This is a genomic window from Leuconostoc pseudomesenteroides KCTC 3652 (genome assembly GCF_014634745.1).
GTDB classification, from domain to species: Bacteria; Bacillota; Bacilli; order Lactobacillales; family Lactobacillaceae; genus Leuconostoc; species Leuconostoc pseudomesenteroides.
In genome coordinates, this window is the sequence record NZ_BMBP01000002.1 from 278,113 (window position 1) to 292,126 (window position 14,014).

The 14,014-nt window shown below is 38.4% G+C and carries 12 protein-coding genes; 1 reads left to right on the top strand and 11 read right to left on the bottom strand.

What is annotated here, in order from left to right; translation table 11 throughout:
- Positions 1-51: 51 nt before the first annotated feature.
- From nusA to parE, 8 genes are all read right to left on the bottom strand, one after another.
- Positions 52-1,152: a transcription termination factor NusA gene (gene nusA / locus IEU65_RS03740; RefSeq protein WP_010295227.1), complete on the bottom strand. Its 1,101-nt coding sequence runs from the start codon at positions 1,150-1,152 to the stop codon at positions 52-54.
- 23 nt (positions 1,153-1,175) lie between these two features.
- Complete coding sequence (gene rimP / locus IEU65_RS03745; protein ID WP_010295229.1) at positions 1,176-1,652, bottom strand: ribosome maturation factor RimP; 477 nt, start codon at positions 1,650-1,652, stop codon at positions 1,176-1,178.
- A 257-nt stretch (positions 1,653-1,909) separates the two neighbouring features.
- Entirely contained in the window at positions 1,910-2,179 is a 270-nt protein-coding gene (rpsN, locus tag IEU65_RS03750) for a 30S ribosomal protein S14 (RefSeq protein WP_004910882.1), read from the bottom strand.
- On the bottom strand, positions 2,179-2,328 hold the full coding sequence (gene rpmG / locus IEU65_RS03755) for a 50S ribosomal protein L33 (protein ID WP_002815032.1): 150 nt from the start codon (positions 2,326-2,328) through the stop codon (positions 2,179-2,181). Before rpmG ends, rpsN begins: the two co-directional genes overlap by 1 nt.
- A 161-nt stretch (positions 2,329-2,489) precedes the next feature.
- Positions 2,490-3,398 (bottom strand): manganese-dependent inorganic pyrophosphatase, encoded by a 909-nt coding sequence (locus IEU65_RS03760; RefSeq protein ID WP_010296141.1) that lies wholly within the window; start codon positions 3,396-3,398, stop codon positions 2,490-2,492.
- 49 nt (positions 3,399-3,447) lie between these two features.
- Complete coding sequence (parC, locus tag IEU65_RS03765) at positions 3,448-5,886, bottom strand: DNA topoisomerase IV subunit A (RefSeq protein WP_010296143.1); 2,439 nt, start codon at positions 5,884-5,886, stop codon at positions 3,448-3,450.
- Between the two features lie 15 nt (positions 5,887-5,901).
- Complete coding sequence (locus tag IEU65_RS03770; RefSeq protein ID WP_010296144.1) at positions 5,902-7,482, bottom strand: DNA/RNA helicase domain-containing protein; 1,581 nt, start codon at positions 7,480-7,482, stop codon at positions 5,902-5,904.
- Between the two features lie 174 nt (positions 7,483-7,656).
- Positions 7,657-9,720: a DNA topoisomerase IV subunit B gene (gene parE, locus IEU65_RS03775; protein ID WP_010296146.1), complete on the bottom strand. Its 2,064-nt coding sequence runs from the start codon at positions 9,718-9,720 to the stop codon at positions 7,657-7,659.
- Between the two features lie 177 nt (positions 9,721-9,897).
- Between parE and plsY the strand changes: the two genes are divergently transcribed.
- Positions 9,898-10,515 carry a glycerol-3-phosphate 1-O-acyltransferase PlsY gene (gene plsY, locus IEU65_RS03780; RefSeq protein WP_010296147.1) on the top strand — a complete coding sequence of 206 codons (618 nt, stop codon included), beginning with the start codon at positions 9,898-9,900 and terminating at the stop codon, positions 10,513-10,515.
- A 6-nt stretch (positions 10,516-10,521) separates the two neighbouring features.
- On the opposite strand, the gene dtd is transcribed toward plsY, so the two are convergent.
- From dtd to IEU65_RS03795, 3 genes are all read right to left on the bottom strand, one after another.
- On the bottom strand, positions 10,522-10,968 hold the full coding sequence (gene dtd, locus IEU65_RS03785; protein WP_031941382.1) for a D-aminoacyl-tRNA deacylase: 447 nt from the start codon (positions 10,966-10,968) through the stop codon (positions 10,522-10,524).
- Positions 10,922-11,542, bottom strand: a complete 621-nt coding sequence (locus tag IEU65_RS03790) for a hypothetical protein (RefSeq protein ID WP_010296159.1) — start codon at positions 11,540-11,542, stop codon at positions 10,922-10,924. The genes dtd and IEU65_RS03790 overlap by 47 nt, the downstream gene beginning before the upstream one ends.
- Before the next feature lie 103 nt (positions 11,543-11,645).
- Complete coding sequence (locus IEU65_RS03795) at positions 11,646-13,883, bottom strand: RelA/SpoT family protein (protein WP_010296163.1); 2,238 nt, start codon at positions 13,881-13,883, stop codon at positions 11,646-11,648.
- Positions 13,884-14,014: the final 131 nt, after the last annotated feature.

Genomic DNA, 14,014 nt, shown 5'->3' on the forward strand with positions numbered 1-14,014 from the left:
AAAACATTAGGTGTGGAGTTTAGGTTGTCACACACCATGTATCCTTTCAAATTATTCTTCGTCTTCGTCAATTTGTTTGTCGTCTGCAGGCTTTTGCGCTAATGTTTCTGCTGCTTCGCTTTCTGACTTGATATCAATCTTAAATCCTGTCAAACGAGCCGCTAAACGTGCATTTTGACCTTTTTTTCCAATTGCTAATGATAATTGGTTATCAGGCACAATGACAGTCACCGCGCGGTCATTTTCGGAATCAAAAATAACATCCGTTACTTCAGAAGGATTCAAAGCGTTCGCAATGTATTGCGCTTCGTCTTCAACCCACTCTACAATGTCCATGTTTTCGCCAGCTAACTCGTTGACAACGCTTTGAACACGTGCACCGCGTTGACCAACCATAGCGCCCACAGGATCTAAATCACCATCATGCGTGTAAACAGCGATTTTTGAACGATCACCTGCTTCACGTGCAATTGACATAATTTCAACCGTACCATCGTAAACTTCTGGCACTTCTTGTTCAAACAAACGCTTAACCAAATCAGGCGCTGTACGTGAAACGAAAATTTGTGGCCCCTTGGCATTGTTTTCCACTTTATTGACCAAAACCTTTATACGATCACCCATACGGTAACGTTCATTTGGCATTTGATCATTGGGGGCCATGACAGCTTCTTGATTGCCTGGTAAATTGACATATAAGAAACGCGAATCTTGTCGATCGACTTCACCAGTGATAATTTCGTTTTCATATTCAGCAAACTTATTATAAACCGCTTGACGACTGGCTTCACGCATTTTTTGAACAATCACTTGTTTGGCTGCTTGTGCAGCCATACGACCAAAGTCCTTAGGCGTGACATCGAACCGAATTTCATCACCAGCTTCGTAAGCTCTATTCAAAGCCAAAGCATCAGACAATGCAATTTCCGTTTCATCATCTTCAAGGTCATCATCTAAGACAACGTTTTTCACCTGCTTAATACTAATGTTACCCTTTTTATCGTCAAACGTTGCTTCAACATTATCGGCGGTGTTGTATTGCTTCTTGTAAGCTGCTTTTAGTGCGTCTTCTAAAGCATCCACAACAACCGAACGATCAATACCACGTTCTGCCTCAAGAGCATCAAGTGCATCTACTAATTCTTTACTCATTCGATTTCTCCATTTTTTACCGATTAAAACTGAACATCTAATATCGCTTTTGCTATCTCATCGAAAGTCAAAGGCAAATCACCATTTTCAGTTTTTAAGACTAAACCATCCTGATCAAGCGACTGAATTTTACCTTGCCACCTCTTTTGACCATTTTTATTGGTAAATAGTGATACTAATATGTTCTCGTTTGCTTCTTTTGCCCATTCAAAATGCCAATTTTCTTTCAATGGACGGTCAGCTCCGGGTGAAGAAATGTCTAACATGTATGCTTCAGGTATTGGATCTGGATCAACCGTATCTAATAATTCATTAACATCTTGTGTAAAAGTTGTTAACTCATCCATCGTAATAAATTCATGGTTAGGTTTGTCAATCAGTATGCGTAAAATCTTTTGACCACCTTCTTTAGTGATCGTCAAATCCCACAGCAAATCATCATGAGTCTTTAAAATTGGTGTGATCAAGTCTATAACAACTTGTTCCGTTTTACTGGTCATTTGCTTTCTCCTTTCGACTAAATTCAGACTACTATTTTTGGTACACATTTGAATACCTGTTCGTGTGTATTGACAGCAAGCGCTAATCTCATAAAAAATGAGCCGGCCTCTTTTTACAAAGTGACCCGCTCATTTACAATTGCTATGTAAATTAACTATATTAATTATAGCTTATTTATGAAAAAAATGCAAATTCACTGTTTGTTTTCACAAATAAAAAAGCCGCAAGCCGGCTTTTTAAAATAATATATAAGTGCTTACCAAGAAGCCTTACGCACACCAGGAATTTGACCTTTGTGTGCCAATTGACGGAAGTTCAAACGTGACATACCAAATTCGCGCATGTAAGCATGAGGGCGACCATCAATCAAATCACGATTGTGAACACGTACTGGAGATGAATCTTTTGGCAAAGCAGCCAAACCGATGAAATCACCAGATGCTTTCAATGCAGCACGCTTTTCAGCATACTTTGCAACTAAAGCTTCACGCTTTTGTGCCTTAGCAATTTTTGACTTTTTTGCCATTACTTAATCTCCTTAAATGTCACTACTTTACGAAGTTTTGGTGAGTACTTCTTCAACTCGAGGCGGTCAGGCGTATTACGACGGTTTTTAGACGTCAAGTAAATACGCTCACCAGTTTCATCATTTCCTAAAACGACGTGGATACGCATAATCCTTGCTCCTTAGTGTGTTTTCTTAAAAATTTTTATTTGCTTGTCAATACAAATAACTATTATACATGAACTATTGGGCACTGTAAAGCCCTTTTTTCTAACTTGACGAAATTTTGTTCGTAAAAGTTTATATCTCAGCTTAAGATGTTTAAAAAATCTTAAAATTGTTGCTCAAGTGGTGGGACAACTTGTTTTTTACGAGACACTACACCTGGTAAATCAATGACATTGCCTGCTAATTTCGCATTGAAGGCACTTTCAATGGCATCGTTTGCATCCCCTAGATAAATTGCTTTTGAATTAGAGTTCAAAATATCTGTAATGACAAACAAGAAGTCCTCGTAGCCTTCAGACTTGATGGCATCTTCAATACCCGCTTGGCGTGCCAAAACGTCATCAATATCAACAGTGTTCACTTGCCCAATGCGGAATTGGTGCCCAGCCATATCAAATGACTTTGCGTCACCATCAATCAACTCTTTATCAGTACGTGAAGAAAGGTCAGTCCCTGCCTTCAACAAATCTAAACCATACTTTTCATAGTCTTCAAGACCAGCTATTTCTGACAATTCTGACAAAGCAACTTTATCAGCTTCAGTGGTCGTTGGGCTTTTAAGCAACAAAGTATCTGAAATGACAGCCGATGCCATCAAACCAGCTATGTTAGCTGGAATTGTAACGTCATTATTTTTAAATTCAAAGTATAAAATAGTAGCTACTGAACCCCAAGGCTTAGCCACAATATAAAGTGGTGTGCTATTGGAAAAATTGAATTTATGGTGATCGTATATAGCTGCTACTGTCACATCAGCTAAATTATCAATTGATTGCGCTGCCTCGTTGTGATCGACTAAGACAACATCATCGGTATCAGCACTTGTAATGACGCGAGGTGCTTCTAGTTTAAAGTAACTCAAAGCGAACTTTGTTTCCTCGTTTGGTGTCCCTAGTGCAACTGCTTCTGTGTCCCAGTTGTATAGGTGACGCAACAAATGAGATGTGGCAATTGCCGAAGCAATTGTGTCCGTATCAGGGTTTTTGTGCCCAAAAACTAAAGTTTTAGCCATGAATTTTATATCTCCTAGATTAATATAGTTTCATTTTAACAAAAAATTGTCAATTTGTCGTTACCAATGTTAGCGGTGTCATTATCCATGGTGTCCCATTTTTATCAACATCTACAACATACTGACCATTTCCTATCCGTTGAGATGGTCGGTAATCACTCAATTGAATTTCTTGAACTTGATAGCGCGTTGTCAGAATCGACAGTGCAGTGACTGTCTCGTCAAAAATTGTTGCTGTTGCCACATGATAAGCTACTGTCTTCTTTTGAGTGAAAATCAGCAGTCCCTTGTTGGCACGCTTTGAACGGCTAATTTCAGAAACAGGCATATACTTAAACGCCCCATTTGTTGCGGCTATTGCAACTTTTTGTTGGTTATCAGTAATTAATAGTGCTGCTTTGATGGTGTCTCCATCACGCAAATCCATTGCCTTGACACCTGCCGTTCGCGCACCAATTTCCGGTACGTCAGTCAATGCAAAACGCAATCCCACACCATTATGAGATAGTAACAATACGTCCTGTTTAGCAACCTTATCAACATAAACAACGTTCACTAAATAACTCGTTTCCTGTTTTAGCTTAATCGCCATGGCTGACTTTTTCTTATATGATTTCGGCACAATATCTGAAACTGACGTTTGCTTAATATAACCATCATTGGCTACTAATAAGAAATCGCCACCTTGGTCAATATCCGTAAGTGCTATTGCTTTGATGACATACTCGTCACTCACCCAATTAGAAAGCTGCTGAGAAAAATGCTCACCAGTATCTTTCCATTTGGTATCAGGTAACTCATGAACTGGTCGATAAATGACATTCCCTTTATTAGTAAACATCAGCAAATGCGCCGTGGTATTGAGCGTTCCCTCAAATATTGTTAAATCATCATCCGCCAAGCCATTTTCGTTATCTGATGCTTTATATGAACGAATCGACGAGCGCTTGTAATAACCATTTCTTGAAACCAATACACGGACATCTTCTTCAGCAATCGTAACCGCTGTATCAATAACTAGTGTTTCAACCTCTGCCTCGATTTCACTGCGACGAGGAGAAGCATACCCTTTCGTGATTGCCGCTATTTCAGCACGAATCACATCTTTTAGTGCGCTCTCATCTGTTAAAATCAAGTTCAGTCGTGCAATTTTTTCATTTAATTGCGCAAATTCTTCCTCTAATTGCGTGACATCAGTGTTTGTTAGACGATACAACTGTAAAGTAACAATTGCTTCCGCCTGTGGTTGCGTAAATTGAAACTTGTCGATTAAGTTTTGCGTCGCATCTTTACGATTTTTTGAGGCACGAATTGTCGCCACAACCTCGTCCAAAATTGATAGCATGCGAATTAGGCCTTCAACAATATGTTGTCGTGCCTGAGCTTTTGCTAACTCGTATGCAGACCGTTTTAGAACAACTTCTTTTCGGAAATCCAAGAAAGCAGATAAACCGTCCTTTAGGCCAACGTGAACAGGTCGCTGATCGTGGATAGCGACCATATTAAAGTTATACGATATTTGTAAATCAGTCTTTTTGAACAAATACGTTAAAATACCTTCAGCATTCGCATCTTTTGAAAGTTCAATGACGATGGACATGCCTTCACGATCAGACTCATCGCGAACTTCAGCAATACCAGCAACTTCTTTATTGAGTCGAATAGCATCTATTTTAGAAACTAATGTTGATTTGACAACTTCATATGGCAATTCAGTAATTTCGATTTTTTGTTTGCCGCCCTTCAGCGTAGAAATAGCTGTTTTAGCGCGAACGACAATTTTGCCACGACCAGTCTTATAGGCTTTTTTGATACCATCCAAACCTTGAATAATACCACCTGTTGGAAAATCAGGACCTTTAACGTAACGCATTAATTGTGATAACGTTGCTTCTGGATGATCCAGCAGGTAAGTCAACGCAGCATTGATTTCTTTGAGATTATGTGGCGGAATCTCAGTCGCATAACCAGCAGAAATACCGGTCGCACCGTTGATAAATAGACTCGGAATACGTGATGGCAAAACTGTTGGCTCATAAGTGGTATCATCGAAATTCAACACCATGTCAACTGTCTCTTGTCCCAAATCAGCCATCATCTCACCGGCAATTTTGGATAAACGTGCTTCCGTGTAACGCATGGCAGCAGCTGGATCATTATCAACTGAACCATTGTTACCGTTCATATCAATTAATGGTTCACGCACTTTCCAACTTTGGGATAAGCGAACCATCGCCTCATAGATTGATGAATCACCGTGAGGATGAAAGTTACCCATCACATTGCCGACTGATTTAGCGGATTTACGATATGGATGATCATATGTGTTACCATCTTGATCCATCGCAAATAAAATGCGTCGTTGAACTGGCTTTAAACCATCACGAATATCTGGTAATGCACGTTCTTGAATAATATATTTGGAGTAACGCCCAAAGCGTTCTCCCATCACTGTTTCCAGTGATAGATCAGTTATACGATCTGCCATTTAACTTTGGTTCTCCTATTTTAAAAGTTCCACACTTCTTCTTAATAATGGTTCATTATCAACAATGATCAGCATTAACTTATTTTTTGCACGAGTAAAATTCATGATCCACATTTTATCTGAGAAATACGGTGTTTGTGAGCTCTTACATAAAACTGGTTTTCCATTTTTTCCATATACAAACATTTTATCAACGATCAAAGCAACATTCTCGAATTCTTGTCCAATAACATCATGAGTATTTAATGCCTCTGCACTCGATACATTAATATTATCAACATGCGTTACATTATATTTTGACGCTGTTAAATTTAGTATCTGGAATTCTTTCGAATATTGACTCAGAAAAATTTTTGCATTTTCTGCTTTAGTAAAATACTCAATTTTTATTTTATCTTTATCTACAATTTTCCTTCCCGCTTTCTTATCATATTTATTAAAGATTCCATGAATGAAATTAGCCAAACTTGTGTTTGTTCTTATCTTTGTACCAAGAGTAGCAATTTTTTTTGTTTCCAAAAATTCCGCAGCTCCACCTTCAGAATCTTTTTGTCCCAATACTTGTGCTGCATCGAAAAAAGGAATGACCGTTTTATCATTTTGTTTTTCTAATGCTATCAAAGTATCCCCATATATTCTCTGTGTTTCATCAATAATTACAACCTCATAGTCATTTGACAAGAGAATGTTTTTTAAAGATTTCACTCCATAAACTGATGTCCCATTCTCTCGTAATTGCAAAATACCTTTATTTTCTTTTGCCGCTAATATTAACACACTTTTTTTGCCCAAGTCCTGTGCTTTTTTTAGGACATCAAAAGCCATTAACGTTTTCCCTGACCCAGCAACACCAGAAATTGAAAAAACACCTTTCTTCTTAAAATCAACGGTTTTGGTCAAGAGATTTCCTATCTTATCAAATTGTTCCTGTGTTAATAAGTACTTATTACTCAAAAATCTTAAGGGTTGATTATAAGGTGAAACCAAGAAATTTTCAGGCATCAACATTTTTTCAAAGTACTCTTCTTTATCAAACGCTTCCTTGTTTTGCTTAGCAATCTCTGCTTCTGTTTTATAGTTGCCTGTTTTTTTTGGCCTTGGAACTACTTCAATAACATTGGTAACTGATACTTCAATTAGTGTATTGTCATCAATTACCTGAAAAAATTTACTTTCGGAAGCAACAAACGTAAACACAGAAACATTATCAAACATTCTTAGATAGTGCTTAACAGCTTTTTGCTGACATTGAACTCTTTTTTTACCGCTCAACTCTTTTTCTTTATTATATTCAGGCCAATCATATTTCAATTCAATATCAACGATTGAATTTTTATCATCACTAATCTTTACAAGATCAATTTCTTGAGAAATTTGTGGTAGTTCATAGCCCACAATCCAATCTTCGAAAATATACGGCCTTTGATATCCTGAATCCAAAAACTCTTTTACCATTTGTGACAAGGACTTAAACTCATTTTCCCTGTGTATTTCAATTTGTTGCATTTCACGAAAACTATTCCAAAATTCTGTATCATTTTGACCTATATGTTCAAATGTATCAACAATAGATAGCAAATTATTCAGCTTAACCATAACTGCTCCTTAGAATAACTATACAAACAATCCTGACGCTTTTAATTATTTACTCCGAGTAAACTTGAACATTGAACGTCTTCACTAAATATATACAATACCACTATCGATATATTTTAATCCTTTATGTACATCAAACACAATAAAGTATTTGATTTCAAATTATTATTTGTATTATTTGGAAGTACCATTCTGCCAAGTCTTAATGACTGGTACATTTTTTTGTTCTTTAAATTTTGTATCAGTTTCATGATGACGGACTTTTTCAAAGACATCACTTGACTTAGTATCGCCTTCAACCGTATCCAAAATGGAACCAGCCTCATCCATTGTAAATTGGACATTAGCTTCAATCCAGTCGCGTCTTGGCTCAACTTTATCACCCATCAAAGTTGTTACCCGCTTTTCAGCAAGTACAGCGTCATCAATTTTGACACGAATTAGAGTTCTTGACTCAGGATCCATTGTTGTTTCCCAGAGCAATGATGCGTTCATTTCACCTAATCCCTTAAAACGTGTCAGTTCATAACGTGCCTCACGTTTGCTGGTAATTTGCTCTAATTCATCGTTGGTCCAAGCAAATTGATCAGGAATTTTTTTAGATGAATATTTAACGCGATAAAGTGGTGGCAATGCAATATATACGCGACCTGCTTCAATCAACGGGCGCATATATTTGTAGAAAAAAGTGAGTAACAAAGTTTGAATATGAGCCCCATCATCATCGGCATCAGTCATGATAATAATTTTACTGAATGCGGCATCATCTACTTTGAAATCAGCTCCAACGCCACCACCAATTGCATAGATTAACGTTGATATTTCTTCATTCTTCAAAATATCAGCTAATTTGGCCTTCTCAGTGTTCAAGACTTTACCACGTAAGGGTAGAATCGCTTGAAACTTACGGTCTCGACCTTGTTTAGCTGAACCACCGGCCGAATCACCCTCGACTAAAAATAACTCGTTCTTGTCGGCATTTTTTGATTGTGCTGGTGCCAGTTTACCTGACAACAAACGATCTTTAGCACCCTTTGATTTGCCAGTACGACTTTCGTCGCGCGCCTTACGTGCTGCTTCACGGGCTTCACGGGCTCTGATTGCTTTGCGAATCAAGCTCTGCCCAAAGTCACCATTCTCCATCAAGAAACGACCTAAAGTTTCATTAACAACCGCATCAACAATTCCACGAGCTTCCGGTGTACCTAGCTTATCTTTAGTTTGACCTTCAAACTGTAAGAATTGTTCTGGCACACGCAATGAAATAACGGCGGCTAAGCCTTCACGTACATCTGTCCCTTCCAAATTCTTATCTTTATCTTTCAACAAATTGACTTTTCGGGCATATTCGTTAAATGCTTTGGTCCATGCAGTTCGAAAGCCAACCTCATGTGTACCACCATCTTGAGTTCGCACATTGTTGACAAATGATAACAATGTTTCCGAATAGCCGTCGTTATATTGGGCAGCAACGTCAACAACAATACCTTCTTGCTCGCCCTCAAAAGTCATGACTGGTCCGATCGTTTCTTTGTCTTCATTTAAAAAGCCAACGAACGCTTCCAAGCCTTTTTCATAATGATATTCTTCAATGCGAACTGGATCTACTCGTTCATCTGTCAACGTGAATTTAACACCACTCATTAAGAAGGCAGATTCACGTAACCGCTCTGACAATGTTTCGTATTTATAAACTGTTGCACTAAATATCGATGGATCAGGCTTAAACGTTACCGTCGTACCAGAATGCGCTTTTGTTTTGCCTAAATCACGCAGTGTACCAACAGGATTACCACCATTCACAAAGTCTTCTTCCCATTTGTGTCCATCACGAACAATCGTTACTTGTAAACTTTCCGATAAGGCGTTCACAACTGATGACCCAACACCATGTAAACCACCTGATGTCGCATAGCCACCTTGCCCAAATTTACCACCGGCATGTAGGACGGTCAAAATAACCTCAGGGGTTGGTTTACCTGATTCATGCATACCTACCGGCATACCACGCCCAAAATCTTGCACAGTTATGGCGTTATTAGGATGAATGGTCACACGAATATCATTGCCAAAGCCACCCAGAGCTTCATCAACAGCATTATCGACAATTTCGTACACTAAATGATGCAACCCGCGACCGTCAGTTGAGCCAATATACATCCCCGGCCTTTTTCGAACGGCTTCTAACCCTTCTAAAATTTTTATTGAATCTGAATCATAATGATTTTTTTCTGGCATGTTTATTTATCCTTAAAAACACGAACCAGTGTTCGTGCGTTAATGTCAATCTATTTTATAATAGATTAAAAAATGTATTCTGACAAGTGGTAATATTTTAAAATTGATTAGTCATGCCATATACTAAGTGCTTTTATGGTAAACTAATAAATGGTTTTTAGTTAAAGGAGTTAAGTTATGTTAACCACCATTACCATGTTTATTTTGGCCTATTTATTAGGTTCTTTAGTGCCAGGCTATTGGGTCGGCAAAATTTTTTATCATAAAGACATTCGTGACGAAGGGTCCGGAAATATTGGCACAACAAATTCATTCCGTGTTTTAGGCGTTCGAGCCGGTATCACCGTTTTGGTTCTCGATCTACTGAAGGGAACGGCTGCTGGACTACTTCCCTTATTGTTTCACAGTAACATTAATCCAATGATAATTGGATTAGGGGCAATTCTAGGGCATACCTATTCATTTTGGATTGGTTTCAAAGGTGGCAAAGCGGTTGCCACTTCAGCCGGTGTGTTGCTAGCTTATAATCCGCCTTTCTTTTTAATGGTCTCTGCAGTATTCATCATCACTTTATTGATTAGTTCGATGGTCTCTCTGAGTTCTATGATTGGATTTGGATTTGCAACGGTGGTTTCCTTTTACTTTCATGATTGGATATTAACACTAGTTGCTATTGCATTAACTATTTTTGTTTTCTATCGTCATCGTAGTAACTTATCACGTATTAAAAACGGCACTGAAAGTCTTGTCTCGATTGGTTGGTACTATCACCACAAAAAAAGCGCTCAGAAATGAGCGTTTTTATTTGTGATCGGTGTCAAAAATAATTGTTACCGGACCATCATTTGTCAATGTTACTTGCATATCAGCACCAAATGTACCAGTTTCAACTGGTACACCGGTTTTCAATAAACGATCATTAAATAAGTCATACATCTTTTCTGCAAAATCAGGTGCACCGGCGTCAGTAAAACTTGGTCGATTACCCTTTTTGGTATTAGCGTACAACGTAAATTGTGAAATTGACAATATACCACCATTGATATCCTTAAGACTCAAATTCATATGGTCGTTTTCATCACTAAAAACGCGTAAATTGGTAATTTTACGAACAAGGTAATCAATTTCATCCTCTGTATCATGATCACTAATACCTACCAAGAGCACAAAACCTTGTCCTACTTGACCGGTTGGTTGACCATCAATTGCTACAACTGCTTGTTTGACGCGTTGCACTACTACTCTCATATTGTCTCCATTTAAGTATATCTTTTGTTGTTATCATGATACGTGAAATAGCATTTGGTTTCAAGCGACGTAAAAACAACGCAGCATGGACCGTTATCAACAAAGCATCCAGAGGGTCACTTTTAATCACATAAAAAATAAAGAACATAATAGCAGTTGGCGGCAACAAAAAAAGAACAAAAGCAATCCATAATCGTTCAAACCACCAATATTTCAAATCAACAAGTAGTTCATCTTTTTTAACTGTCAAGGGTTTTAATTGCGTTAAGTTATATTTTCCTTTTTGCCGACCAAAGTACCAAGCTAAAAATGGCAATCCAGCAGTTAAACATAAGCACAGCCACCATAAAATTGGCTGATGTATCACAAAATGAGGCAACGTGATAAAGCGATCAAACAGCCAATAGGGTGTCACTAAAATACCACTCACAATCAGTAACCAAAGTAACCATTTATCTGCCTTAGCTTCTGGCAAAACTTGAGGTGTGAAATAAACCTCGTGATGCCGCTTATCAACTAATAGCGTCCCCACTTTTCCCTCTTGTCTGATTGATGCCATTGTAATTAAATGCATAGTATGCTCTCCTAATATGCGCTATATTTTCAAAAAACAATATAGCACAAAAAAAAGACTTATCGCCTGATAAATCTTTTAATCTCACTACAAAAGGAACTCATTAATGAAATGCGCGTTCAACATCATATACTGAAGGCAGATTATTGAGCGCATCCATAATAACGGTTAACTGCTCAACATTACGCACGCCAATTGATAATGCCACTTGTGCCATGCCATTTTTTGTCACATGACCATTAACTGAGTTGACATATTTGGTACGCCCATTGACGCTCCGCAAAACATCGTTCAACAAACCATTGCGATTTTCTCCACGAACAGTTAGATCAGCATCATAATTAGGTTTCAAGCCAGAATCATCTTCCCATGCGACATCAACTAGCCGTTGTCCCTGTGCTTCAGCAGCACGAATGTTGGGACAGCCAAGGCGATGGACAGATATACCACGTCCCTTTGTGATATAACCTTTTACAGCATCTCCTGGCACGGGTGTACAACAACGTCCTAATCTGACCAACAAATTATCAACGCCTGCAATCACAATATCATCAGCAGAGGCTTTTTGACGTTTAGTAAATGCCGTTTCATCACGTTTAATGCCATGACCTTCTTCAAGCATTTCACGTTGCAACTCTTGTGCCGCTGCTTCTTGTTGTGCTTCTCTTATTTTTTCAGTGAGTTTATTGACAACACCAGGTAAGGCAACATCGCCAAAACCAATCGCAGCTAGCATATCATCAGATGAATGATAGTGCATTTTTTCGGAGACTTCCTGAATATTGTCTGCCGTTAATATATCATTGACATTATAGCCACCATCTTTGATGCTGTTACTCAATAATTCTCGAGCTGCTTCAATATTATCATCACGATCAAGTTGCTTAAAATACTGCTTAATTTTATTACGAGCACGACGCGTTGACACAAGTTCAAGCCAATCACGACTTGGTTTGGCATTAGCTGAGGTAGTGATTTCAATAATGTCACCGGTTTTAATTTTATAATCCAGCGGCACAATACGACCATTAACTTTTGCACCTGTGGTTTTAATGCCCACATTTGTATGAATTGAAAAAGCCATATCTAATGGTCCAGCACCTTTTGCCAGTTCAAACACGTCTCCTCGCGGTGTGAAAGCATAAACACGATCCGAAAATAGATCGCCTTGCACGCTGTCCATAAAATCTTCAGCATTTTTAGCATTCTCTTGAAGCTCTAAGATACCTTGTATCACATTCAGCGTCTGTTCACTTTTATCTTTGACATTTGCCTCTTTATTAGAACCCTTATTTTGTTTATAGGCCCAATGCGCTGCCACACCAAACTCGGCAACTTCATGCATATGGTGAGTTCTAATTTGAACCTCTAAGGGGCGCCCACCAGGTCCAATAACAGTAGTATGTAAACTTTGATAGCCGTTAGCTTTCGGTAGCGCGATATAGTCCTTGAATCGACCAGGAATTGGGGTCCATTTAGAATGAATAGCACCTAACACAGCATAAGTATCTGGAATAGAATCGGTTAAAATCCGGACAGCTGACAAATCGTAAATTTCTTCAAACGCCTTGTGTTTGTCAGTCATTTTACGATAGATTGAATAAATATGTTTTGGTCTACCATAGACCTCGACATCTTGTAATTCCAACTCTTGAATCGCATTCTCGATTTCTTGAACAGCTTCGTTGACATAGCTAATCCGCTCATCACGTTTCATATTCATCAAGGAAGCAATGCGATGATATTGTTCAGGATTGATAAAGCTTAATGATAAATCTTCTAATTCCCACTTGATGGCACTAATTCCTAAACGATCAGCCAATGGCGCATAGATATCAAGCGTTTCATTGGCAATTCTCTTTTGCTTGTCATCACGCAGCGCACCAAGTGTCCGCATGTTATGCAAACGGTCAGCCAGCTTAACAATAATCACTCGAATATCTTTTGACATTGCCAAAAGTAATTTACGATGATTTTCAGCCAGTTGTTCTTGTGAACTTTGATATTGAATTTTACTAATTTTGGTTACGCCATCAATAATTTGAGCAATTGTGTCACCAAAACGTGCTTGGACATCCGCCAACGTGGCAGGCGTGTCCTCTACAACATCATGTAAGTAACCTGAAATAACTGTGGCGGTATCCATTTTTAATTCAGCTAAGATACCCGCAACTTGAATTGGATGAATGATGTAAGGTTGCCCTGATTTGCGCTTTTGTGTCTTATGCAAATCTGTTGCCCACTCATAGGCTGCTTTCACTTTTTCAGCATCCTCGCTTGACATGTATTCATTCACCATATCAAGCACTTCTTGTCCAGTATAATCTTTTGTTCTTGCCATATCATTACTCTGTAAGCGCACATAATATCACTTTTTGGCGCTCACTTCCCTTCATATAATCAGGAAGATACTTCACTATTTTTAAAACCGCAAAATACCTTAATAACGCTTTTTAAACGTACATCAATTAT

Coding starts and splice junctions, on each gene's coding strand:
- plsY (WP_010296147.1), top strand. CDS start 9,898: ATGTTAACCACCATTACCATGTTTATTTTGGCCTATTTATTAGGTTCT.
- parC (WP_010296143.1), bottom strand. CDS start 5,886: ATGGCAGATCGTATAACTGATCTATCACTGGAAACAGTGATGGGAGAA.
- rpmG (WP_002815032.1), bottom strand. CDS start 2,328: ATGCGTATCCACGTCGTTTTAGGAAATGATGAAACTGGTGAGCGTATT.
- rpsN (WP_004910882.1), bottom strand. CDS start 2,179: ATGGCAAAAAAGTCAAAAATTGCTAAGGCACAAAAGCGTGAAGCTTTA.
- IEU65_RS03770 (WP_010296144.1), bottom strand. CDS start 7,482: ATGGTTAAGCTGAATAATTTGCTATCTATTGTTGATACATTTGAACAT.
- nusA (WP_010295227.1), bottom strand. CDS start 1,152: ATGAGTAAAGAATTAGTAGATGCACTTGATGCTCTTGAGGCAGAACGT.
- rimP (WP_010295229.1), bottom strand. CDS start 1,652: ATGACCAGTAAAACGGAACAAGTTGTTATAGACTTGATCACACCAATT.
- parE (WP_010296146.1), bottom strand. CDS start 9,720: ATGCCAGAAAAAAATCATTATGATTCAGATTCAATAAAAATTTTAGAA.
- IEU65_RS03795 (WP_010296163.1), bottom strand. CDS start 13,883: ATGGCAAGAACAAAAGATTATACTGGACAAGAAGTGCTTGATATGGTG.
- IEU65_RS03760 (WP_010296141.1), bottom strand. CDS start 3,398: ATGGCTAAAACTTTAGTTTTTGGGCACAAAAACCCTGATACGGACACA.
- IEU65_RS03790 (WP_010296159.1), bottom strand. CDS start 11,542: ATGCATTTAATTACAATGGCATCAATCAGACAAGAGGGAAAAGTGGGG.
- dtd (WP_031941382.1), bottom strand. CDS start 10,968: ATGAGAGTAGTAGTGCAACGCGTCAAACAAGCAGTTGTAGCAATTGAT.